The 22,247-nt window shown below is 69.9% G+C and carries 20 protein-coding genes; 12 read left to right on the top strand and 8 right to left on the bottom strand.

All coding sequences use genetic code 11. The features are described 5' to 3' along the window. Positions 1–28 precede the first annotated feature (28 nt). Genes QFZ27_RS38805 through QFZ27_RS38820 form a run of 4 tightly spaced genes read right to left on the bottom strand, consistent with a single transcriptional unit; the run spans position 29 to position 4,243 of the window. Positions 29–1,036, bottom strand: a complete 1,008-nt coding sequence (locus tag QFZ27_RS38805; RefSeq protein WP_429232287.1) for an ABC transporter permease — start codon at positions 1,034–1,036, stop codon at positions 29–31. Continuing rightward, complete coding sequence (locus QFZ27_RS38810) at positions 1,033–2,013, bottom strand: ABC transporter permease (RefSeq protein ID WP_429232288.1); 981 nt, start codon at positions 2,011–2,013, stop codon at positions 1,033–1,035. Before QFZ27_RS38810 ends, QFZ27_RS38805 begins: the two co-directional genes overlap by 4 nt. Next, entirely contained in the window at positions 2,010–3,545 is a 1,536-nt protein-coding gene (locus QFZ27_RS38815; RefSeq protein WP_429232289.1) for a sugar ABC transporter ATP-binding protein, read from the bottom strand. Before QFZ27_RS38815 ends, QFZ27_RS38810 begins: the two co-directional genes overlap by 4 nt. Beyond that, positions 3,542–4,243, bottom strand: a complete 702-nt coding sequence (locus QFZ27_RS38820; protein WP_429232290.1) for a sugar phosphate isomerase/epimerase family protein — start codon at positions 4,241–4,243, stop codon at positions 3,542–3,544. Before QFZ27_RS38820 ends, QFZ27_RS38815 begins: the two co-directional genes overlap by 4 nt. Positions 4,244–4,695: 452 nt before the next feature. On the opposite strand from QFZ27_RS38820, the gene QFZ27_RS38825 reads away from it, so the two are divergent. The 7 genes from QFZ27_RS38825 (at position 4,696) to QFZ27_RS38855 (ending at position 11,514) form a co-directional block, all read left to right on the top strand. Continuing rightward, positions 4,696–5,790: a Gfo/Idh/MocA family protein gene (locus QFZ27_RS38825; RefSeq protein WP_429232291.1), complete on the top strand. Its 1,095-nt coding sequence runs from the start codon at positions 4,696–4,698 to the stop codon at positions 5,788–5,790. Positions 5,791–5,816: 26 nt separating this feature from the next. After that, the gene (locus tag QFZ27_RS38830; protein ID WP_429232292.1) at positions 5,817–6,722 is read left to right on the top strand and encodes a sugar phosphate isomerase/epimerase family protein; all 906 of its coding nucleotides are present in this window, start codon (positions 5,817–5,819) and stop codon (positions 6,720–6,722) included. 7 nt (positions 6,723–6,729) lie between these two features. Next, positions 6,730–7,788, top strand: coding sequence for a LacI family DNA-binding transcriptional regulator (locus QFZ27_RS38835; RefSeq protein WP_429232293.1), 1,059 nt, complete (start codon positions 6,730–6,732; stop codon positions 7,786–7,788). Positions 7,789–7,804: 16 nt separating this feature from the next. Beyond that, complete coding sequence (locus QFZ27_RS38840; protein WP_429232294.1) at positions 7,805–8,656, top strand: phytanoyl-CoA dioxygenase family protein; 852 nt, start codon at positions 7,805–7,807, stop codon at positions 8,654–8,656. Between the two features lie 102 nt (positions 8,657–8,758). After that, on the top strand, positions 8,759–9,691 hold the full coding sequence (locus tag QFZ27_RS38845; RefSeq protein WP_429232295.1) for a substrate-binding domain-containing protein: 933 nt from the start codon (positions 8,759–8,761) through the stop codon (positions 9,689–9,691). Positions 9,692–9,749: 58 nt separating this feature from the next. Beyond that, positions 9,750–10,736, top strand: a complete 987-nt coding sequence (locus tag QFZ27_RS38850; RefSeq protein ID WP_429232296.1) for an ABC transporter permease — start codon at positions 9,750–9,752, stop codon at positions 10,734–10,736. A gap of 4 nt (positions 10,737–10,740) precedes the next feature. Next, positions 10,741–11,514 carry an ATP-binding cassette domain-containing protein gene (locus QFZ27_RS38855; protein WP_429232297.1) on the top strand — a complete coding sequence of 258 codons (774 nt, stop codon included), beginning with the start codon at positions 10,741–10,743 and terminating at the stop codon, positions 11,512–11,514. On the opposite strand, the gene kdgD is transcribed toward QFZ27_RS38855, so the two are convergent. The 3 genes from kdgD to QFZ27_RS38870 form a co-directional block, all read right to left on the bottom strand. Continuing rightward, a complete protein-coding gene (kdgD, locus tag QFZ27_RS38860; RefSeq protein WP_429232298.1) occupies positions 11,511–12,431 on the bottom strand; it encodes a 5-dehydro-4-deoxyglucarate dehydratase in 921 nt (306 codons plus the stop codon). The two genes, QFZ27_RS38855 and kdgD, sit on opposite strands and share 4 nt — an antisense overlap. 20 nt (positions 12,432–12,451) lie before the next feature. Then, the gene (locus tag QFZ27_RS38865) at positions 12,452–13,447 is read right to left on the bottom strand and encodes a mannonate dehydratase (RefSeq protein ID WP_429232299.1); all 996 of its coding nucleotides are present in this window, start codon (positions 13,445–13,447) and stop codon (positions 12,452–12,454) included. A gap of 86 nt (positions 13,448–13,533) precedes the next feature. Further along, positions 13,534–14,274: a FadR/GntR family transcriptional regulator gene (locus QFZ27_RS38870; protein ID WP_429232300.1), complete on the bottom strand. Its 741-nt coding sequence runs from the start codon at positions 14,272–14,274 to the stop codon at positions 13,534–13,536. 146 nt (positions 14,275–14,420) lie between these two features. Between QFZ27_RS38870 and QFZ27_RS38875 the strand changes: the two genes are divergently transcribed. From QFZ27_RS38875 to QFZ27_RS38895, 5 genes are read left to right on the top strand one after another with little or no spacing between them, the layout of a single operon-like run. Beyond that, a complete protein-coding gene (locus tag QFZ27_RS38875; RefSeq protein WP_429232301.1) occupies positions 14,421–16,013 on the top strand; it encodes an ABC transporter substrate-binding protein in 1,593 nt (530 codons plus the stop codon). 31 nt (positions 16,014–16,044) lie between these two features. Next, positions 16,045–17,070: an ABC transporter permease gene (locus tag QFZ27_RS38880; RefSeq protein WP_429232302.1), complete on the top strand. Its 1,026-nt coding sequence runs from the start codon at positions 16,045–16,047 to the stop codon at positions 17,068–17,070. Further along, positions 17,070–17,963, top strand: coding sequence for an ABC transporter permease (locus QFZ27_RS38885; protein ID WP_429232303.1), 894 nt, complete (start codon positions 17,070–17,072; stop codon positions 17,961–17,963). The genes QFZ27_RS38880 and QFZ27_RS38885 overlap by 1 nt, the downstream gene beginning before the upstream one ends. Next, positions 17,953–18,807, top strand: a complete 855-nt coding sequence (locus QFZ27_RS38890; RefSeq protein ID WP_429232304.1) for an ABC transporter ATP-binding protein — start codon at positions 17,953–17,955, stop codon at positions 18,805–18,807. The genes QFZ27_RS38885 and QFZ27_RS38890 overlap by 11 nt, the downstream gene beginning before the upstream one ends. Further along, on the top strand, positions 18,804–19,559 hold the full coding sequence (locus tag QFZ27_RS38895; protein WP_429232305.1) for an ABC transporter ATP-binding protein: 756 nt from the start codon (positions 18,804–18,806) through the stop codon (positions 19,557–19,559). Before QFZ27_RS38890 ends, QFZ27_RS38895 begins: the two co-directional genes overlap by 4 nt. A gap of 19 nt (positions 19,560–19,578) precedes the next feature. Here QFZ27_RS38895 and QFZ27_RS38900 read toward each other — a convergent pair whose 3' ends face one another. Next, complete coding sequence (locus QFZ27_RS38900) at positions 19,579–22,182, bottom strand: aconitate hydratase AcnA (protein WP_429232531.1); 2,604 nt, start codon at positions 22,180–22,182, stop codon at positions 19,579–19,581. Between the last annotated feature and the right edge of the window lie 65 nt (positions 22,183–22,247).

The following is a 22,247-nucleotide window of genomic DNA, read 5'->3' on the forward strand; positions in this document are numbered from 1 at the left end:
CGTTCTGGTTCTTGAAATGATCGTGGAGCTAGGCCCCTCCCCTGCGGCGGCGCCAGACGCTCCAGCCGACGGCGCCGATCAGGATCAGCCCCTGGGCCGCGTCGCGCAGCGGCTTGGGCAGGCCGATCAGGTTGAGCAGGGTGAACAAGGCGGACAGGCTGAGCGCCCCGGCCACGGCGCCGGGCACGGTGCCGCGGCCGCCGAGCAGCTGGGCGCCGCCGATCACGATCGCGGCGATCGCCTGCAGCTCGTAGCCGTCGCCGACATTGGTCGACACCCCGGCGAAGCCGCCGAGCAGGATGCCGGCGGTGACAGCCGACAGGGCGGAGACGACGAAGGCGATGGTGCGCACCAGCCGCACCCGCGTCCCCGCCAGCTCCGCCGCCCGCGGATTGTCGCCGACCGCCAGCAGCAGGCGCCCCAGCACGGTGCCGTGCATCAGCCACCACAGCAGCGCCACCGCCACCACCGCGACCACCACCGCCAGCGGCAGCAGGTCGATCCCCGGCAGGCCGCGCCAGGTCAGCCGGCCGAAGTCGCGGAAATTGTCGGGCAGGTAGCCCTGTGGCGACCCGCCGGACCAGGCCAGGGCGATGCCCTTCAGCGCCAGCAGCATGCCCAGCGTGGTGATGATCGACGGCACCTTCAGCCAGGACACCACCAGCCCGTTGAACAGGCCGACGGCGAGGCCGATGCCGTAGACCAGCGCGATCACCCACCAGGTCTGCGCCGGGTCGCCCTGGATCAGCAGCGACGACGCCATCACCACCAGCGTGATCAGCGACCCGACCGACAGGTCGAAGCCGCCGACGACGATGACGAACAGCTGCCCGGCGGCCAGGATCACCAGCGGCGCCGCCCGGCGCAGGAAGTTCATGTAGCCCTGCGGCTCCAGGAAGGCCGGGCTGGCCACGGCGATCGCGACCAGCAGCGCGATCAGCACCCAATAGGCCGGGCGGATCGCGGCCAGGCGGCGCAGTGGCGACGGCATGGCCTTCGCGGGGGCGATCGGGCGCGGCTCCGTGGTTTCGATCATGCCACGTGCCCCCGCGTGCGATAGGCATAAACCGCGACCGCTGCGATGACGATGCCGCCGCGCAGCACCTGTTTCACGAAGGCGTCGATGCCGACCATGGTGAACACGGCGTCGAGCGTGCCGAACAGGATCACTCCGGCCAGCGTGCCCCAGACGCCGCCGCGGCCGCCGGCCAGGATGGTGCCGCCGATCACCACCACAGCGATGGATTCGAGGTCGTAGAGCCCGTCGCGCCCGACCCAGGGGGCGCCGGAGCGCAGGCGGCTGGCAAGGTAGAGCCCGGTCAGCCCGGCGGCGAGGCTGCAGATCACATGCGCCGCCAGCGTCACCCGGTGGGTGTGGATGCCGGCCAGCCGTGCCCCGTCCGGGTTGCCGCCGGTGGCGTAGAGATGGGCGCCGAAGCGGGTCGAGCGCAGCACGAAGGCGGCGCAGCCGGTCAGCACGAACAGCCCGATCACCGGATAGGGCACCGGCCCGACCTGGCCGTAGGCGAAGACCTGGAAGCTTTCCGGCACCGAACCGGCGAAGTTTTGGAACGAGGCGCTGAGCAGCCCCTGCAGCACCAGCCCGACGCCGAGCGTGGCGATCAGCGGGTTGATCTCCAGCCGCGTCACCAGCAGGCCGTTGACCGCCCCGACCAGGGCCGAGATGGCGAGCACCGCGGCCACCGCCGGCAGCATCATCGCCGGGTCGCCCTGCATCATCCAGGACGACATCACCGCGGCGACGCTGACCAGGTTGGCCACCGACAGGTCGATCGACCGCGCCAGGATGACGAAGGTCTGGCCCAGCGCCACCAGCCCCAGCGCCACCACCCGCTCCAGCACCGCGATCACGCCGTCGGCCGACAGCTGCGCCGACTGGCCGGTGGCCAGGGCGGTGGCGGCGAAGCCGATGGCCGAGGCCGCGATCAGGATCAGCGGCACCGGCAGCTCGGCGCGGCGGCGCGGCCGCCCGGTGGTGGCGATCGCGCTCATACCGCCCCCAACGCCGCGACCGCCCCACCAGGGAGGTCATAGCGGTGGCCGGTGGCCAGCGCCATGACCTCCTCCTCGGTCGCGCCGCCCGGCCGCTCGCCGACGATGCGGCCGGCCCGCATCACCAGGATGCGGTCGGCCAGGCCCAGCGCCTCGGGCAGGTCGGAGGTGGCGACCAGGATGCCGCGGCCGCGAGCGGCGAAGTCGCGCATCAGCCGGTAGATCGCGGCCTTGGCGGCGACGTCGACGCCGCGGGTCGGCTCGGCGAAGACCAGCAGCTGCGGGTCGCAGGCCAGCCAGCGCGCCAGGATCGCCTTCTGCTGGTTGCCGCCGGACAGCAGCCGGATTTCCTGCTCCCAGCTCACCGCCCGGACATCGACGGCGGACAGAATGCCGTCGATTGCCGCCGCCCCCACCGCCCTGCCGTTCGGCCGGGAAAACAGCCCGGCCAGGCCGCGGCGGGCCAGCAGGCCGTTGTCGCGCACCGACTGCATCAGCGCCAGGCCGTCGCGCTTGCGGTCCTCCGGCACCAGGCCGAGTCCCAGCGACAGAGCGGCCCGCACCGAGCCGGGCCGCGCCTCCTTCGCCTCGATCCACATCCGGCCGCTGAGGAACGGCTCGGCCCCGACCACGGCGCGCGCCAGGGCCGTCTTGCCGGACCCTTCCAGCCCGGCGACGGCGACGATCTCGCCACGCCGCACCGTGAGATCGATATCGGCCAGCAGCGCATTGCCGCCGCCCTCGACCCGCAGCACCGGGTCGCCGGGCGGGTCCGCCGGCCGCGGCGGGTAATAGTCGCTGAGCGGCCGGCCGACCATCAGCCGCACCACCTCGTCCGCCCCGGTCTCGGCCCGCCGGCGGGTGGCGACGTGGCGCCCATCCTTCAGCATGGTGATGGTGTCGGCAATGGCGAACACCTCCGGCATCCGGTGCGAGATGTAGACCACGGCGACGCCGGCCTCTTTCAGGCTGCGCACCAGTTGCAACAGCCGCGCCGCCTCGACGTCGTCCAGGGCCGCTGTCGGTTCGTCCATCACCAGGATGCGGGCATCGACCGCCAGCGCCTTGGCGATCTCCACCGTCTGCTGCTCGGCGATGGTCAGGTCGCGCGCGGGCATGTTCGGGTCGAGGTCGGAGGACAGCCGGTCCAGCAGCGACCGCGCGCCGGCGCGCATCGCCGCGCGGTCGAGCCGGAAGCGGCGCACCGGCTCGATGCCGAGATGGATGTTCTCGGCCACGCTGCGGTCGGGCAGCAGGCTCAGCTCCTGGTGGATGATGCTGATGCCGGCGGCGCGGGCGGCGGCGGGGTGGGCGAAGCGCACCGCCGCGCCGTCGACCAGGATCTCGCCGGCATCCGGCGCATAGACGCCGCCCAGCACCTTCATCAGGGTCGACTTGCCGGCGCCGTTCTCGCCGCACAACGCATGGATCTCGCCGGCCCGGCAGGCGAAAGACACGCCGTCGAGCGCGACCACGCCGGGGAAGACCTTGCGGATGCCTCGCATCTCGAAGCGCGGGGCGGCATCGCTCATGCCGCTTCCTCCCATTCGCGCCGGATCAGGGTGATGGATTCTCCGAGCAGCGTGTCGAGATCCGGAAACAGGTCGCGCCACACCCGGGTGGCGGCGGCGAGGTCGGGCAGCGCCCGGCCGAAGGCCTCGACCGTCAGCCAGCCGTCATAGCCGATGCCGCGCAGGGCCCTCAGGGTCGCCGCGAACGGCACATGGCCCCGGCCGGGGATGCCGCGATCATTCTCCGACAAATGGACATGGGTGATGCCGGCGGCATGGGCGGCGATGACGCCGACCGGGTCGCGCTCCTCGATATTGGCGTGGAAGGTGTCGTACATGAAGCCGAAATTCGGGTGCCCGACCCGGACGCGCAGCCGCTCCGCCTGCTCCATCGTGTTCAGGGCGTAGCATTCGAAGCGGTTCACCGCTTCGATCGACAGATGGATCCCCGCCTCCTGCGCCCGGCCGGCGGCCCAGCGCAGCGCCTCGGCCAGGTTGGCCAGCTCGTCCTCGGTCGGCCCGGAGCCCGAGAACACGCCGAGCGGCGAATGGTACGGCCCGCCCATCACCGTGGCGCCCAGCGCGTGGCCGCAATCGATCGCCCAGGCCAGCCGGTCGCGGGCGCGGCGGCGGACGCCCGAGTCCGCGCTCATCGGGCTGTGGTCGAGGTCGGGGATGATGGTGGTGTAGGTGCGGGCCAGGCCGAGCTCGTCCAGCACGCGGCCCAGGGGCGGCGCAATCGGCCTCGGTCCCGGCCATGACCGGCACCTCGACGCCGTCATAGCCGTGGCGCTTCAGGGATTCGAGCACCGGGCGGTCGGCGGGCGAGATCGCCCCTCCGACCACCAGCAGGTTGAAGCCGATTTGCAAGCGTTCCTCCCGGTTCCGAGCTCGTGGCCATCGCCCGCGCCCTGGATCTGTTTTCCCGAAGGATGAGGTTCCCCCGCCGCCGGCGTCAACGCAGCGGCGCGGACCGATGTCCGATATTCTGGACAATCAGCGCCTGAACGATCGATCAGGCATAACATCCTAGTTAGTATATGCTGACCGGCAACCGGTAACGCACCTCATTCATTCATGCTCAGTCGAAAGTAATCCCTACTCAGATTCATCATTGAAGCCGAAAATTGAAATCGGTAACGTACCTCAAAATACGCCAGGGAGGGCCGCCATGTCCGTGCCGTCGGGTTTCACGCCCGATCCCGAGATCCGTTGCCGTGACCATCGCATCGGCGCGATCGGGGCCGGGTTCATCATGGCGGATGTGCATCTGGCGGCGTATCGCGAGGCCGGCTTCCCGGTCGTCGCCATCGCCAGCCGTACCCCGGACAAGGCGCGTGCGGTGGCGGAGCGCTGGGGCATCCCCGGGGTGCACGACACGCCGGCGGCGCTGATCGAGGACCGCGAGGTCGAGATCCTGGACATCGCCTTCCCGCCCGACCAGCAGCCGGCCCTGATCCGGCACGCGCTGCGCCAGCCGCATATCCGGGCGATCCTGGCGCAGAAGCCGCTGGCCATGGACCACGGCGAGGCGCAGCGCCTGGCCGCGGAGGCCGCGGCCGCCGGCAAGATCCTGTCGGTCAACCAGAACATGCGCTTCGACCAGTCGATGCGGGTGCTGAAGCAGCTGCTCGACCGCAATGCGCTCGGCACGCCGGTGCTGGCGACGATCGAGATGCGGGCGATCCCGCACTGGCAGCCCTTCCTCGAGACCTATGGCCGGCTGACCCTGCTCAACATGAGCATCCACCACCTCGACGTGCTGCGCTTCCTGTTCGGCGACCCGGTCGAGATCTATACGGCGGCGCGGCCCGACCCGCGCACCGGCTTCGCGCATCGCGACGGGATCTGCTGCTCCACCCTGTCCTTCCCCAGCGGGCTGATGGCGGTGAGCCTGGAGGACGTGTGGTCCGGCCCGCGCGCCGAGGGCTTCGACAGCGACATCTACATCAAGTGGCGGGTCGAGGGCACCGAGGGCCTGGCCCAGGGCACCATCGGCTGGCCCGACTATCCGAAGGGCAGCCCCAGCACCCTGGCCTATTGCGCGCCGGAGACCGACGGGAAATGGGTGCAGCCGCGCTGGGACACGATGTGGTTCCCGCACGCCTTCAAGGGCGTGATGGAACAGCTGCAATACGCGGTGCAGACCGGCGAGCCGCCGCTGCTGAGCGGCGCCGACAACGTCCGCACCATGGCGCTGGTCGAAGCCGCCTACCGCTCGCTCACCGAAAAGCGCGCCGTCCGCCTGGCGGAATTCGGCGCCTGACAACAACAAACACGGAGGAACGCGTCATGATCCAGGTCGGCATCTTCACCGGTTACTTCCCTTATTCGCTGCCGGAGACGGCGAAGAAGATCCGCTCGCTGGGGTTCAACACCGTCCAGCTCGACCTCGCCTTCAAGGACATGGACCTGTCGACCAGCGCGATCACGCGCGACAAGTGCCGGACCATCCGGGAGACCTTCCGCGACCACGACCTGCCGGTCTGCGCCATCAGCGGCTACACCAACATCGTCCATCCCGACCCGGCGGCGCGGCAGGCCAAGCTGGAGCATCTGCGGACGCTGATCCGCCACGCCCGCGACCTGGGCAGCCCCTATGTCATCAGCGAGACCGGCACCTTCGCCACCGACAGCGACTGGGTGCACCACCCGAAGAACAAGACCGAGGAAGGCTACGAGGAGTGTCGCGCGGTGGTCGAGGACCTGGCCCGCACCGCCTATGACCACGGCGCGGTGTTCCTGCTCGAACCCTATGTCAACAACGTCATCGGCTCGGTCGACGAGACGCTGCGCCTGTTCGCCGACGTGCCCAGCCCGGGCCTCGGCCTGCTGATGGACCCGACCAACTACTTCGAATCCCACAACATCGATCGCATGGACCGGGAGCTGAACCGGATCTTCGACGCGCTGGACGACCGCATCCGGATCAGCCATGCCAAGGATGTGAAGCGCTCCGGCACCGACAAGTCGGAGAAGCATGCCGACATCGACGCGTCGGAGGCGCACAGCTTCCGCGGCGTCGGCGAGATCGAGCTGCCGGCGCCGGGGCTGGGGTCGCTGAACTACGATTTGTACCTGAAGCGCCTGTCCCGCCGGCACCCGAACATCCCGCTGATCATCGAGCATCTGGAGGAGGCCGACGTGCCCCGCGCCAAGGCCTTCATCGATGGCAAGCTGCGGGCGCTGGGGGTCTAGGGACCGCATGAGGCAAGACACCACCGCCATGGACGCCGGCAAGAAGGCCCGCATGGTCGACATCGCCCGCGAGGCCGGGGTCAGCCTGGCCACGGTCGACCGGGTGCTGAACGGCCGCGACGGCGTCAACGCCGAGACCGCGAGCCGGGTCCAGGCGGTGGTGCAGCGGCTGAACTACGCCCCCAACCTGGCCGCCAGCCTGCTGTCGCGCGGCAGGATCCTGCAGTTCGACATCGTGCTGCCGGCCGGCAGCAACACCTTCATCCGCGACCTGGGCGACGCGGTGCTGGCGGCGGAGCGTGACTTCACCGCCTTCGGCGTGAAGCCGCGGCTGCACCTGATCGAGGGCTTCGACCCCGATGCCCTGGCCGCGGCGCTGCGCCGGATCGGCCGGGGCAGCGACGGCGTCGGATTCATCGCCCTCGACCACCCGGCGGTGCGCGAGGCGGTGGCGGAGCTGGCGGCGGCCGGCGTGCCGGTGGCGACCATGGTCTCGGACCTGCCGCAATCCGCCCGCATCGGCTATGTCGGCGTCGACAACCGCGCTGCCGGCCGCACCGCCGGCGACCTGATGGGTCGCTTCCTGACCGGGCGCACCGGCGAGGTCGGGCTGATCGCCGGCAGCCTGGCCTATCGCGGCCATGAGGAGCGCGAGGCCGGCTTCCGCAGCGTGCTGCGCGAGCGCTTCCCGAACCTGACCGTCCCGGCCCTGGTCGAGGGCCATGACAGCGTCGAGCAGAGCGCCGCGGTGACCGCCCGGCTGCTGGCCGCCCATCCCGGGCTGATCGGCCTCTACAACATCGGCGGCGGCAACCGCGGCGTCGCCGAGGTGCTGCGCCGCCGGCCGGCCGACGCGCCGCACCTGGTCTATATCGGCCATGAGCTGACGCCGCACACCCGCCGTTTCCTGATCGAGGGCGTGATGGACGCCGCGATCAACCAGAACCCCCGCGCCGAGGCGGCGGAGACGCTGCGGCTGCTACTGGGCCACCACGTCCGCTCGGGTCCGGACGAACCCGCTGCCCCGGTGCGGATCGAAATCTTCACCCGCGAGAACCTGCCTTGAAGACCAGGAGGACACCATGCCCTTTCCCCAACTGACCGAGGCCGACCACGCCGCCTTCTGGCGCGACGGCTACGTCGTCAAGCGCAGCTTCTTCGATGCCGAGGAGATCGGCCTGCTGCAGCAGGCGATCGCGCAGGACGAGGGCATCCGCAGCCATGTCGTGGCACTGAAGGACAGCCTGGGCGGGTCGACCGAGCTGGCCTTGTGGAACCACCCGGGCGACGACCTGTTCGGCGCCTTTGCCCGCTGCGAGCGCATGGTCGGCGGCGCCGAGCGGCTGCTGGGCGGCGAGGTCTACCACTACCATTCCAAGCTGACGATGAAGCGGCCCCGCGCCGGCGGCGCCTGGGATTGGCACCAGGATTACGGCTACTGGTACAACAATGGCTGCCTGTACCCCGACATGATGTCGGTCGCCATCGCGATCGACCGGGCGACCAAGGAGAATGGCTGCCTGCAGATGATCCGCGGCAGCCACAAGCTGGGCCGGATCGACCATGGCCGGGTCGGCGGCCAGACCGGCGCCGACATGGAGCGGGTGAACCAGGCGCTGGAGCGGATGCCGCGCGACTACATGGAGATGGCGCCGGGCGACGTCTGCTTCTTCCACGCCAACACGCTGCATGCCTCGGAGCAGAACAAGTCCGAGCATTCGCGCAACGTCATGCTGTGCTGCTACAACGCCGCCTGGAACGACCCGTACAAGGCGCATCACCATCCCGGCTACACCAAGCTGGAGAAGGTGCCGGACGAGCGGATCAAGGGGCTGGGCCTGACTCTCGACGCCGGCCACCGCGCCTTCTTCGACCCGGAGCGCGACGAGACCGTCGAAGCGAAGACGCAGCCGGAAGGCACCGCGATGCGCTGAGGCCAGGCGATCCGCATCGCCGGACCGCCTGCAGCTGTGTCAGTCTCGATGCACGTCCGCCCATCGATCATGAGAAGGCGGCAATAACAGGGGAGGAAACGCATGTTCAGGCGATTGTCGCTGCTGCTCTGCGGCGTGCTGCTGGCGCTGGTCGCGCCGGCCGCGGCCCAGGCCAAGACCTTCTACTGGATCTCGCACGGATCGCCGGCCGATCCGGTCTGGACCTATTTCCTGGCCGGCGCCAAGCAATGGGCCGCCGACACCGGCCAGACGGTGAACACCTCGTTCCACAACGGCGACGTGCCGTCGCACCAGGAAGCGGTGCGCGCCGCGATCGCGGCCAAGGCCGACGGCATCGTCACCACCAGCCCCGACCCGGGCAGCCTGATCGAAGTGGTGAAGGAAGCCAAGGCCGCGGGCATCCCGATCATCAACTTCAACACCCCCGACCCCAAGGCCGCCTTCGATGCCTATGTCGGCGGCGACAACACCACCTTCGGCCGGAACTGGGCGCAGTACCTGGTCGACAAGGGCCTGGTGAAGTCCGGCGACTTCGTCTGGATGCCGGTCGAGGTCCCCGGCGCGACCTACGGCGTGCAGGAGGAGGAAGGCATCGCCAGCGTGTTCAAGCCGCTCGGGATCACCTGGGAGGTCACCGACTCCACGCTGGACCAGGCTGAGATCATCAGCCGGATGGTCGACTACCTGACCGCCAACCGGACCAAGATCAAGGCCGTCATCGGCCTGGGCGACCTGGTGACCGGCAGCGTCAAGCGCGTGTTCGATCAGGTCGGCGTCAAGCCGGGCGAGATCCCGGTCGTCGGCTGGGGCAATTCGCTCGACACGACCCAGGAGGTCCTGACCGGCTACGTCAACGCGGCGCAGTGGCAGGACCCGCAGGCGACCAGCTATGTCGCCCTGTCGCTGGCGGCGATGGCGTCCGGCGGCATCCCGCCCGGCTTCAACGTCATCACCGGCGCGCTGTACGAGAAGGACACCGCGGCGGTCTACGACAAGATCCTGTCCGGCAAGTAGGGCTCCACCGGTCTGCGCGGCCGCAAGTGCCGCGCAGACCCCTTCTCGGGACCGCCAATTGGAACATCGATCGATCGTCCACCGCCTGGTGGCCAAGCCCGAATTCGGGCCCCTCGTCCTGCTCGTGGTCGAGCTCGCCGCCTTCTGGGCGATCAACCCCGAATTCCTCTCGCCCCAGAACATCAGCAACACCCTGGCCTTCACGGTCGAGCTCGGCCTGATCGCGCTGGCGATGACGCTGCTGATGACCTCCGGCGAGTTCGACCTCTCGGTCGGCTCGGTCTTCGGCTTCGCCCCGGTGCTGATGTGGACGCTGTTCAACAGCGGCACGGCGCCGCTGGAGATCGGCTTCATCGCCGCCCTGGCCGTCGCCGGCCTGATCGGGCTGGTCAATGGCTGGTTCGTGACCGGGCTGAAGATCCCGTCCTTCCTGGTCACGCTCGGCATGCTGCTGGTGGTGCGCGGCACGGCGCTGTTCATCACCGACGGCTTCCCGCAGCGGACCTGGAACACCGGCGGCAACTGGCTGGCCTGGCTGCTGGCCGGCGACTTCTTCATCGCCGGCTTCCGGGTCTACATGTCGCTGTTCTGGTTCATCGCCGCCGCGCTGGCGATGGGCTACGTCCTGAACCAGACCAGGGCCGGCAACTGGATCCAGGCCGCGGGCGGCAATCCGGGCGCGGCACGGGCCCGCGGCGTCCGCGTCGGCCGCACCAAGATCGCGCTGTTCGTGCTGTCGTCGATGATGGCCGCCTTGGCCGGGGTGATCAGCTCGATCCGCACCTCGGCCGCCAACCCGAACAGCGGCACCGGCTACGAGCTCGAGGTCATCGCCATGGTGGTGATCGGCGGCACGGCGCTGAGCGGCGGGCGCGGCACCATCCTGGGCACCGTGCTCGGCATCTTCATCCTGCGGGTGATGCGCAACGGCATCGTCCTGATCGGGGTGCCCGGCCTCGCCTACAACATCTTCATCGGCGCGATCATCCTGGGGATGATGGCGCTGCACTCCTGGCTCGAACGCCGGCACCAGGCAGGGACCTGAAACGATGGCCGAACCCCTGATCCGCATGGCGCATATCAGCAAGTATTACGGCCGCGTCCGGGCGCTGGAGGACGTCAGCCTGACGGTCCGCGAGAGCGAGATCGTCGGCCTGCTCGGCGACAACGGCGCCGGCAAGTCGACGCTGATCAAGATCCTGTCGGGCGCCGTGCCGTACACCAGCGGCGACATCTTCATCCGCGGCCGCAAGGTGGAGATCGGGAGCACCACCGACGCCATCGCCCACGGCATCGAGACGATCTACCAGGATTCGGCGCTGGTGACGCAGCTGTCGATCGCCCGCAACCTGTTCCTCGGCCGCGAGCCGATCCGCGGCCCGCGCCTGCTGAACCGCATGGACCATGCCGCCATGGACGCGGTCGCGCGCGACCTGCTGAAGCGGGTCGGCATCAGCAAGGACATCCCGCCCGACACGCCGATCGGCTCGCTGTCCGGCGGCGAGCGCCAGGCCGTGGCGATCGCCCGCGCCATGCATTTCGACAGCGACCTGATCATCCTCGACGAGCCGACCAACAACCTCGGCGTGGCCGAGACGCAAGGGGTGCTGCGCTTCGTCCGCAACGCCCGGGATTCGGGACATTCCTGCATCTTCATCGCCCACAACATCCACCACGTCTTCCAGGTGGTCGACCGCATCGTGGTGATGCGCCGGGGCCGGGTGGTGGCGGACGACATCGACCCCAGGCACACCAGCGTCGAAGCGGTGGAGCGGGTCATCACCGGAATGACGGAGGACGGGGTCGCGATCGAGCCGACCTAGGCCGGCGCCAGGACCTCCGCGTGCTGGGCCAGCAGGCCGCGCAGCTGCACCATCTCCTCCGGCTTCAGGTCGGTTAGCGGCGGGCGCACCGGGCCGGCGGAGCGGCCAAGCACGGTCAGCCCGGCCTTGATGATCGACACGGCATAGCCCTTGCCGCGGTTCCGGATCGCCAGCAGCGGGTAGTAGAAGTCGCGCAGCAGGGCGTCGGTGGTCGCCGTGTCGCCGCCGCGCAGGGCGCGGTAGAAGCGCTGCGCCAGCTCCGGCACGAAGTTGAACACGGCCGAGGAATAGGTGGTGACGCCGGCGCTGAAATAGGGTGCCGCGAACACCTCATGCGTCGGCATGCCGCCGATATAGGCCAGGCGGCCGCCCATCCGACGGGTGATCTCCAGCACCAGGTCGACCTGGCCGTGGCCGTCCTTGAAGCCGACCAGGTTCGGGCAGGCATCGCACAGCCGGGCGATGGTGTCGGCCGACAGCACCGCATTGTCGCGGTTGTAGACGATGACGCCGATGCCGACGGCGTCGCACACCGCCTTCACATGGGCGTACAGCCCCGCCTGCTCCGCCGTCATCAGATAGGGCGGCAGCAGCAGGATGCCGTCGGCCGCCGCAGCCTCGGCGGCCCGGGCGATCTCGACCGCGGTGTGGGTGCCGTAGCCGCAGCCGGAGACGATCGGCGTGGAGCCCGCCGCGTCCTTCGCCGCGCGCACCACCTGCGGCACCTCGGCCGGGGTCAGCGAGAAGAACTCGCCGGTGCCGCCGGCGGCGAACAGGACCGCGGCCTCGAAGCCGCCGAGCCAGCCGACATGCGCCTCATAGCCGGCGCGGTCGAAGCGGAAATCGGCGTCGAAATGGGTCACGGGGAAGGACAGGAGCCCTGCGGACAGGGCCCCTTTGAGCTGCTGGGGATCCATGAAGGCCTCGTTCGATCGGATCAGCGGGTCACGGACCCCGGGTAGAGCTGGCTCAGCGTCTCGAGCTGGGCGGCGATGTAGCCGTAGCAGAAGGCGAAGGCGACGCCTTCCGGGTCGCGGCCGCTGATGGTCGGCACATGGTCCGGCATCACCATGTAGGGGTAGCCGAGCTCGGCGTAGAGCTTCATCGACCGCCACATGTCCATGTCGCCCTCATCCGGGAACGTCTCCATGAAGGAGAGCTTGCCGCCGCGGATGTTGCGGAAGTGGACGTTGAAGATCTTGCCGCGGCTGCCGAACCAGCGGATCACGTCGTCGATCTCTTTCCCCGGGTTCTCAAGCATCTCGCCGATCGAGCCCTGGCAGAAATTGAGGCCGTGATAGGGGCTCTCGCGCATCAGCACGAACTTCTTCAGCCCCTCGACCGTGCCCAGCACCCGGGTGACGCCGCGATAGCCGGGCGGGGTGTAGGGGTCGTGCGGATGGCAGGCCAGCCGGATCCTGTTCGCCGTGGCGACCGGGATCACGCGCTCGAGAAAATAGTCGATGCGCTCCCAGTTCTCGTCCTCGGACAGGGTGCCGATCACGGTCGGCGGCGCGTCGTGGTCGGCCTTGTCCCAGCGGAAGGAGGCGTTCAGCGACCCGCCGCGCCCCGGCTCGTCCGGCGTGCGCGGGATGCCGATGATGTTGAGGTTGTACTTGGCGGCCGGGATGCCGGCCCGCGCCAGATTTTCGATCAGCCGGCAGATCGAGTCGATCTGGCGGTCGCGGTCCGGGCCCGCCGACAGGATGTCGGGGCTGTCCGACTGCTCGATCGGGCGGGAGCCGAGCGGCAGCTGCACCATGTCGAGCACCAGGCCGAAGCCCTCGAGCTTCTCGCGGTGGCGCAGCAGCACGTCCAGCGACCAGTCATGCGGGTTGCCGGGAGGGTTGTCGTTGAGGTGGCGGACGCCGAGCTGGGCCATGACCCGGTAGTCGTCGTCGTCCCGAACCCCGTTCTGCGTTCCGAGATACATGCCCGCACCCTCCCTGCCATCGGCTTTGTTGGCTGAGCTAATATGACATCATATGACTGATGACAAGCCGGAACGGGCCTCGCCCGTCAGGATTCGGCGTCGCCCGTCAGCCCGCCCAGGGCGCGGTAGCGGCGTTGGCTTTCAGTCAGGTGATGGCGCATCGCCAGGCGGGCGGCGTCCGGGTCCTGGCGCTCGATCGCCTCGATGATCCGGGCATGCTCGACGATCACCTTGCGCAGGTAGCCGGTCGTCGCCTCGGCCGATTCGCCCAGCCGGCTGCGCGGGATGGTGCGCTTGCCGAGATAGGTCAGGACGTCGGTGTAGAAATGGTTGTTGGTGGCCGCGGCGACCGCCAGATGCAGCCCGAAATCGGCGTCGACGGCGCTGCCGCCGATATCGACCGCGGCGATCATGCGGTCATGCGCCAGCAGGATCTCGGCCTCCTGCCGCGACGACCGTCGGAGCGCTGCCAGGCCCGCCGCCTCGATCTCCACGCCCATGCGGAACTCGAGCAATTCCAACACTTCCGACAGCCGGGTGAAGTCTCCGGACAGGAGGCCGGGCTCGGGCTCCGCTCCCGTCGTCACGAACACGCCGACGCCCTGGCGCGGCTCGACCAGCCCCTTGGCCCGCAACTCGGCTATCGCCTCGCGCACCACCGTGCGGCTGACGTTGAACTCGTCGATCAGGCGCTGCTCGGTCGGCAGCCTGGCGCCGACCGGCAGCGCGCCGTTGGCGATCCGGCTGCGCAGGGCCTCGGCGACCGCGGTGGCCAGCTTCTCGCGACGCCGTGGCGGCCCCGCTTCGACTCCGATTGGGTTCGGCACCGCTCCTCCTGCTCGCTTCTTTGTGGGGGCATGCCCTCCGCCCATCCGTCCGCGGCAGTCACACATTTTGACCCTTGCGAAGTCAAGATCGGCAGTGATAAGTCATCAGACAACAGACATCATATAAAATTAGGGAGGCCCGGACCATGGGAAAATGGGGTAGAAGGCTGCTGGCCCTGGCGGTCGCGCTGGTGCCGGCCTGCGGCATCGCCGCAGCCAAGACACCGGCGGACCAGCTGGTGATCGGGGCGTCGCTGGCGCAGGTGCTGTCGCTGGACCCCGGCCAGGCCACCGAATCCGGTTCCTGGATCATCACCTCCAACATCTACGACCGCCTGGTCTCGACCGATCCGAACGACGCGACCAAGCTGGTGCCGCAGCTGGCCGAGAGCTGGGAGGTCGACGGACGGTCGATCGTCTTCCATCTGCGCGACGCGAAGTTCGCTTCCGGCAACCCGGTCACGGCCGAGGATGCGGCGTGGTCGCTGCGGCGCATGCTGAAGCTGAACCAGGCCGCCGCGTCGCTGTGGAAGCCCTATGGCTATGACGAAAAGAACATCGACGATTTCCTCGAGGTGGTCGACCCGAAGACCTTCCGCCTGAAGCTGCCGGAAGGCACGATCGCCGAGTTCGTGCTGTTCGCCCTGTCGGGCAACAACGGCGCCGTGATCGACAAGGCCGAGGCCACCAAGCACGAGGCCAACAACGATTTCGGCAATGCCTGGCTGCGTGCCAACTCGGCCGGGTCCGGCCCGTACGTGCTGCGCCGCTGGTCGCCGAACGAGATCATCCTGATGGACCGCAACGACGCCTTCTGGGGCGGCGCCCCGGCGATGAAGCGGGTTGTGCTGCGCCACGTCGCGGAAAGCCAGGTGCAGCGCCTGCTGCTGGAACGCGGCGACATCGACGTCGCCACCGCGCTCGCCGCCTCCGACATCGCCGCCTTCGACGGCAAGGCGGATTTCGTCACCCAGCGCGTGCCGACCGGCGGCTTCTACGTGCTGGCGATGAACACGCAGAACCAGTACCTGGCCAACCCGGATGTCCGCCGCGCCATCGCCTGGGGCCTGGACTATGCCGGCATGCAGAAGACGATCATGGGCCCCTATGGCCGGGTCCGCCAGGTGCCGGTGCCGGAGAACTATCCGACCGCCCTGCCCGACCCCGGCTATACGCTGGACGTCGCCAAGGCCAAGGAGCTGATGGCCAAGGCCGGCTTCCCGGACGGCTTCCCGCTGGTGCTGAAGACGATCGCCGAGACTCCGCGCGTCGACCTGGCCACCGCGATCCAGGCCTCGCTGGCCCAGATCGGCATCAAGGTTTCGATCGAGCAGGGCAACGGCAGCCAGATCATCGCCTCCCACCGCGCCCGGGACTTCGACCTGCTGATGCCGCTGACCGGCGGCGGCAACATGGCCGACCCGATCGGGTCGCTGCAGAACTTCACCTACAATCCGGACAACAGCCCGGAAGGCAATTCCGGCTACTTCACCTGGCGGTCGGCCTGGGACATCCCGGAGCTGACCAAGCTGACGGTGCAGGCCCGCGGCGAGGAGGACCGCGCCAAGCGCGAGGCCCTGTACACCGAGATCCAGAAGCTGTTCCTGGCCAGCGGCCCGGCCATCCTGCCGATGTTCGAGCGGTTCTCGCCGGTCGTGGTGTCCGGCAACGTCGAGAACTTCGTCGGCCAGGGCTTCCGCGGCGTCCGGCTGGATATCGTCAGCAAGAAGGCCGAGTGACCGCGATGCGGACCGGCGGATGGGAGACGACATGACCCGCGACCTGCCGCTCAAGCTGCTGCGCCGCGTCTTCAGCCTGGCTCTCAGCCTGCTGGTTCTGCTGTGCCTCACCTTCGTGATCGGGCGGCTGATGCCGTCCGATCCGGTGGGCGCCATCGTCGGCGAGCTGGCGGACCCGGCGGCCTATGCGGCGATGCGGGCCAAGATGGGCCTGGACCTGCCGATCCCCGAGCAGTTCTGGGTCTATCTGAAGAACATGGCCCAGGGCGACCTGGGCACCGCGGTGCTGACCGGCAACCCGGTACTGTCGGACCTGGCCGCCGCCTTCCCGGCGACGCTGGAGCTGGCCACGCTGGCCATCATCCTCAGCGTCGTCGTCGGCGTCCCGCTCGGTCTGCTGGCGGCGCTGTACCGCGACACGCTGCTGGACCAGATCGCCCGAGTGCTGGCCCTGCTGGGCCATTCGCTGCCGGTGTTCTGGTTCGGCATCGTCGGGCTGATCGTGTTCTATGCCGGGCTGCAATGGGTCGGCGGGCCGGGCCGGATCGACGTGTTCTACGAGGACATCGTCGAGCCGCGGACCGGCGCCATCCTGATCGACAGCCTGCTGGCCGGCGAGCACGAGATCTTCTGGAACGCGCTGAGCCACCTGATCCTGCCGGCCTGCATCCTGGCCTATGCCGCGATGGCCTATATCGTCCGCATGACCCGCAGCTTCACGCTGGAGCAGCTGGGCCAGGACTACATCATCGCCGCCCGGGCCAAGGGCCTGCGCCTGCCGGCCGTGGTCTGGGGCCACATCCTGCCGAACATCGCGGTGCAGCTGGTCACCATCCTGGCGATCTCCTACGGCCATCTGCTGGAGGGGGCGGTGCTGGTGGAGATCGTGTTCTCCTGGCCCGGCATCGGCCAGTACATGACCAACGCGCTGATGATCGGCGACATGAACGCCATCCTGGCCTGCACCCTGCTTATCGGCCTGATCTTCATGATCCTCAACGTCCTCGCCGACGCCGCCTATCTGGCGCTCGACCCCCGCACGCGGGAGGCCCGCTGATGTCGATGCAGGCAGAGCAGCCGATCGTGCCGATCGCGGCCGAACCGGCCGCCGGCGGAGCGTGGTCCGTCCAGATCCGCCGCTTCCGGCGCGAGAAGCTGGGCATGGCCGGGCTGGCCGTCATCGGCGTCCTGGTCGTGATCGCCCTGCTGGCACCCTGGATCGCCCCCTACGACCCGGCCGTGCAGAACCTGAACAACGTGCTGCAGCCGCCCGGCTGGGGTCATCTCGCCGGCACCGACGAGCTGGGCCGCGACATCTTCAGCCGGCTGGTCTGGGGCAGCCGGATCACGTTGCAGATCGTCGGCACCGTGACGCTGATCATCGGCCCGATCGGCCTCTTGATCGGCGTCGTCGCCGGCTATTGCGGCGGGCGCGTCGACGCCGTGCTGATGCGCGCCACCGACATCGTCCTGTCCTTCCCCTCTCTGGTGCTGGCGCTGGCCTTCGCCGCGGCGCTGGGCGCCGGGCTGGGCACCGCGATCGTCGCCATCTCGCTGACCGCCTGGCCGTCGATCGCCCGGCTGGCGCGGGCCGAGACGCTGGTGGTGCGGCAGGCCGAGTACATCGCCGCGGCGCGGCTGTACGGCGCCTCGCATCTGCGGCTGATCGGCCTCTATGTCATGCCGATGTGCATCCCGTCGGTGATCGTGCGCCTGACCTTGTCGATGGCCGGGGTGATCCTGACCGCGGCGGGCCTCGGCTTCCTCGGCCTCGGTGCCCAGCCGCCGGCGCCGGAATGGGGGGCGATGATCTCCAGCGGCCGCAAATTCATGCTCGACGCCTGGTGGGTCTCGGTGATGCCCGGCCTGGCGATCCTGGCGACCAGCCTGGCCTTCAACCTGCTGGGCGATGCGCTGCGCGACGTGCTGGATCCCCGCCATGCCCGGTGACGTCCCCATGCTTCAGGTGGAGAACCTGTCGGTGACCTTCGGCCACGGCGCCTATGCCGTCCGGGCGGTCCGCGACGTCAGCTTCGCGCTGGGCCGCGAGCGGCTGGGGATCGTCGGCGAATCCGGCTCGGGCAAGTCGACCGCCGGGCGTGCCATCATGCGGCTGCAGCCGAAGGGCGCGCAGGTGCAGGCCGACGCGCTGCGCTTCATGGGCCGCGACCTGCTGGCCCTGCGCGAGCGCGAGATGACCCGGATCCGCGGCCGCGACATGGCCCTGATCCTGCAGGACCCGCGCTATTCGCTGAACCCGGTGAAGCCGATCGGGGCGCAGATCGCGGAATCGGCGCGGGTGCATCTGAAGCTGGGCGGCCGGGCGGCGCGCAAGGCGGCGCTGGAGATGCTGGGCCATGTCCGGATCCGCGATCCGGAGCGGACCATGGCGCTGTACCCGCACGAGATCTCCGGCGGCATGGGCCAGCGCGCCATGATCGCGATGATGCTGCTGAACAAGCCGAAGCTGGTGATCGCCGACGAGCCGACCTCGGCGCTCGACGTCAGCGTGCGCCAGGACGTGCTGACCCTGCTGGACGGGCTGGTGCGGGAGAACGGCTCCGGCCTGATCCTGATCAGCCACGACATCCGCATGGTCGCGCGCTTCTGCGACCGCATCCTCGTCATGTATGCCGGCCGGGTGGTCGAGGAGCTGCGCTCGCTCGACGAGGCGGCGCATCCCTATACCCGGGGCCTGATCGCCTCGATGCCCGGCTTCGACGGCCCGCGGCCGCACCGGCTGCCGGTGATCGACCGGGCCCGCCTCGCCGCTCTCGAGGAGACTGCCCGATGAGCCCCGGAGAGACGATGGTCCGGGTTGCGGATCTCGATGTGCGCTTCCAGTCCCGCCGCGGCAGCGCGCATGCGGTGAAGAGCGTGTCCTTCGCGGTCGAGCCCGGCGGCGCGTTGGGCATCGTCGGCGAATCCGGCTGCGGCAAGTCGACCGTGCTGCGCTCCCTGGCCGGGCTGGAGCAGCGCTGGACCGGTCGGATCGAGCTGGCCGGCAAGCCGGTCGGCCCGACGCGCAGCCGCGACGAGCTGAGCCGGGTGCAGATGGTGTTCCAGGACCCCTACGGGTCGCTGCATCCGCGGCACCGCATCGGCCGCGCCTTGGCCGAGCCGCTGATCGCCATGGGCCTGCCGGACCCGTGGGACCATGTGCCCGGCGCTTTGGCACGGGTGGGCCTGCCGGCGCGCTTCGCCGACCGCTATCCGCATGAGCTGTCGGGCGGCCAGCGGCAGCGCGTTGCCATCGCCCGGGCTCTGGCCCTGCAGCCGTCGATCGTGCTGCTGGACGAGCCGACCTCGGCCCTCGACGTGTCGATCCAGGCCGAGATCCTGAACCTGCTGATGGCCCTGCGCGAGGAACACCGGCTGACCTATGTCTTCGTCAGCCACGACCTCGCCGTGGTCGGCCAGATGTGCGACCGGGTGCTGGTGATGAAGGACGGTGCCTGCATCGAGGAGCTGTCCTCCGATGCGTTGCGCGCCCGCACCGTTGCCGCGCCCTACACGCGGGAGCTGATCGCCAACAGCTTCCTCTGACCGTCCGCCGGGCCGCGGTTCAGCCGTCCGATGCCATGGCCCGACGCAGGATCAGGGGAATGATCCCGCCGGCGCGCAGGATCTCGATCTCCAGCGTGGTCTCGATGGCGGCGGTGGCCGGCAGCGCCTCGGTCCCGCCCGCGGCGCGATGCAGCGTCACCGCGACCTCGGCCCGCGGCGCCAGCCGGTCCGGATCGGCCGCGATCGCCAGCCGGTCGCCGGGCGCCAGTTCCAGCTCCGCCGGATGCCGGGCAAGCCGCAGCGGCAGCACGCCCATGCCGATCAGGTTGGAGCGGTGGATGCGCTCGAAGCCGAGTGCCAGCACCGCGCGGATTCCGAGCAGCGCCGCGCCCTTGGCCGCCCAGTCCCGCGACGATCCCATGCCGTAGCGCTCGCCGCCGACGATGACCACGGCCTCGCCGTCGCGCTCGTAGCGCTCGGCGGCGCGCCACAGCGGCAGCGCCTCGCCCGACCCGGCATGAATGGTCGAGCCGGGGGCGATCCCCGGCGCCAGCAGGTTGCGGACACTGCGGTTGGTGAACAGGCCGCGCAGCATCATCTGCCAATTGCCGCGGCGCGCGGCGAAGACGTTGAGGTCGCGCCGGTCCTCGCCATGCGCGGCCAGATGCTCCGCCGCCTCGCTGTCCGCCGGGATCTGCCCGGCCGGCGAGATGTGGTCGGTGGTGATGTCGTCGCCGAGCACGATCAGGGGATGCGCCCGATAGGCGCCCAGCCGGGTGCCCGCGCCGAAGCCGGCGAAGGGCGGCCGGCGGATATAGGTCGAGGCCTCGTCCCAGGGGAACAGCGGCGATTCCGGGGCGTCGAGCCGCGCCCAGTCCGCGCTCGCCTCGGCCCGGTCGTAGGCTGTGGCGTAGTCGGCGGGGTCGACGGCGGCGGCCAGCGCCGCGTCGATCTCCGCCCCCGTCGGCCACAGATCGGCGAGCCGGATCTCGGCGCCGGCGGCCGACCGGCCGATCGGGCCGGCGAGGATGTCGCGGTTCACGTCGCCGGCCAGGGCGAAGGCGACGACCAGCGGCGGCGAGGCCAGGAAGCCGGCCTCGAGCTGCGGATGCACCCGGCCCGGGAAGTTGCGGTTGCCGGAGAGGACCGCGACCGGAAGGATGCCGCGCCCTGCCATCGCCCGCTCGATCGCCGGCGTCATCGGCCCGGAATTGCCGATGCAGGTGGTGCAGCCATAGCCGACGATGCCGAAGCCGACGGCTTCGAGATCCTCCAGCAGGCCGGCGCGGCGCAGCATGCGCTCGGCCGTCGGCGATCCCGGCGCCAACGAGGTCTTCACCCAGGCCGGCGGCGCCAGGCCGAGGCGCCGTGCCTTGCGCGCCAGCAGCCCGGCGGCGACGAGGAGGCGCGGATCCGAGGTGTTGGTGCAGCTGGTGATCGCGGCGATCGCCACGGCCCCGTCGCCCGGTTCCCCGGCCATCGGGGCGGCGGGCGGGGCCGGCAGCATCGGCGCCAGGGCGGCGACGGTGGCTCCGGCCGAGATCCGGTCCTGCGGCCGGCGCGGGCCGGCCAGGCTGACCTTGACCTCGCCGAGGTCGAACTCGACCGTCTCGCTGTAGCGCGGCGTCGCCGCCGGGTCGAACCAGAGACCCTGGCGGCGGGCATAGTCCTCGACCAGCTGGACCTGCGCCGCCGTCCGCCCGGTGCCGCGCAGATAGCGCAGCGTCTGCGCATCGATCGGAAAATAACCGGAGTTGCCGCCGAACTCCGGCGCCATGTTGGCGACCACGGCGCGGTCGCCGGCCGACAGGGTGGCGACGCCGGGGCCGAAGAACTCGACGAAGCGGTCGGCGAGGTCGATCCGCCGCAGCCGCTCGGTGACGGTCAGCGCCAGGTCCGTCGCCAGCACGCCCGGCCTCAGGCGGCCGGTCAGCCGGACGCCGACGATTTCGGGCACGCGCATCATCACGGGCATGCCGAAGCACACGCTTTCGGCCTCCAGCCCGCCGACGCCCCAGGCCAGCACGCCGATGCCGTTGATCATCGGCGTGTGGCTGTCGGTGCCGATCAGGGTGTCCGGCACGGCCCAGGCGACGCCGTCGCGCTCGGCGGTGCCGACCACCGTCGCCAGCCGCTCCAGGTTCAGCGTGTGCATGATGCCGGTGCCGGGCGGGTGCACACGGACGCCGGACAGCGCGTTGGTCGCCCATTTCATGAAGCGGTAGCGCTCGGCGTTGCGGCCGAGCTCGCACTCCATGTTCCGCCGCATCGCGTCCGGCGTGCCGAAGACATCGACGGCGAGGGAATGGTCGGTCGAGACGTCGACCGGCAGGACCGGGTTCAACCGGCGCGGGTCGCCGCCGGCCTCGGCGAGAGCCGCGCGCATCCCGGCGATGTCGACCAGCGCCGGGCCGCAGGTGGTGTCGTGCATCAGCACGCGGCCGGGCAGGAACGGGATCTCCTCTTCGCCCCGCCCGGTGCCGAGCCAGGCGAGGATCGCCGCCGCCGCGCGCGGCGCGTCCTCGCCCGCATTGCGCAGCACGTTCTCCAGCAGGATGCGATGGATGGTGGGCAGCCGGCCGAGATCGGCGCCGGCCGCATCCCGCAGATCGACGATGTGGTATCGGCGACCGCCCGAAGTCAGCGATGCGGATGCAGTCATCACGGTCACGCAAGGATCTCCCGACTTCGGCACTCCAAATTTGCACTATAGAGCCCAAAATGCAA

The sequence above is a fragment of the Inquilinus ginsengisoli genome (assembly GCF_050434925.1).
GTDB classification, from domain to species: Bacteria; Pseudomonadota; Alphaproteobacteria; order DSM-16000; family Inquilinaceae; genus Inquilinus; species Inquilinus ginsengisoli_B.

Coding starts and splice junctions, on each gene's coding strand:
- QFZ27_RS38805 (WP_429232287.1), bottom strand. CDS start 1,036: ATGATCGAAACCACGGAGCCGCGCCCGATCGCCCCCGCGAAGGCCATG.
- QFZ27_RS38810 (WP_429232288.1), bottom strand. CDS start 2,013: ATGAGCGCGATCGCCACCACCGGGCGGCCGCGCCGCCGCGCCGAGCTG.
- QFZ27_RS38815 (WP_429232289.1), bottom strand. CDS start 3,545: ATGAGCGATGCCGCCCCGCGCTTCGAGATGCGAGGCATCCGCAAGGTC.
- QFZ27_RS38825 (WP_429232291.1), top strand. CDS start 4,696: ATGTCCGTGCCGTCGGGTTTCACGCCCGATCCCGAGATCCGTTGCCGT.
- QFZ27_RS38830 (WP_429232292.1), top strand. CDS start 5,817: ATGATCCAGGTCGGCATCTTCACCGGTTACTTCCCTTATTCGCTGCCG.
- QFZ27_RS38835 (WP_429232293.1), top strand. CDS start 6,730: ATGAGGCAAGACACCACCGCCATGGACGCCGGCAAGAAGGCCCGCATG.
- QFZ27_RS38840 (WP_429232294.1), top strand. CDS start 7,805: ATGCCCTTTCCCCAACTGACCGAGGCCGACCACGCCGCCTTCTGGCGC.
- QFZ27_RS38845 (WP_429232295.1), top strand. CDS start 8,759: ATGTTCAGGCGATTGTCGCTGCTGCTCTGCGGCGTGCTGCTGGCGCTG.
- QFZ27_RS38855 (WP_429232297.1), top strand. CDS start 10,741: ATGGCCGAACCCCTGATCCGCATGGCGCATATCAGCAAGTATTACGGC.
- kdgD (WP_429232298.1), bottom strand. CDS start 12,431: ATGGATCCCCAGCAGCTCAAAGGGGCCCTGTCCGCAGGGCTCCTGTCC.
- QFZ27_RS38865 (WP_429232299.1), bottom strand. CDS start 13,447: ATGTATCTCGGAACGCAGAACGGGGTTCGGGACGACGACGACTACCGG.
- QFZ27_RS38875 (WP_429232301.1), top strand. CDS start 14,421: ATGGGAAAATGGGGTAGAAGGCTGCTGGCCCTGGCGGTCGCGCTGGTG.
- QFZ27_RS38880 (WP_429232302.1), top strand. CDS start 16,045: ATGACCCGCGACCTGCCGCTCAAGCTGCTGCGCCGCGTCTTCAGCCTG.
- QFZ27_RS38885 (WP_429232303.1), top strand. CDS start 17,070: ATGTCGATGCAGGCAGAGCAGCCGATCGTGCCGATCGCGGCCGAACCG.
- QFZ27_RS38890 (WP_429232304.1), top strand. CDS start 17,953: ATGCCCGGTGACGTCCCCATGCTTCAGGTGGAGAACCTGTCGGTGACC.
- QFZ27_RS38895 (WP_429232305.1), top strand. CDS start 18,804: ATGAGCCCCGGAGAGACGATGGTCCGGGTTGCGGATCTCGATGTGCGC.
- QFZ27_RS38900 (WP_429232531.1), bottom strand. CDS start 22,182: ATGACTGCATCCGCATCGCTGACTTCGGGCGGTCGCCGATACCACATC.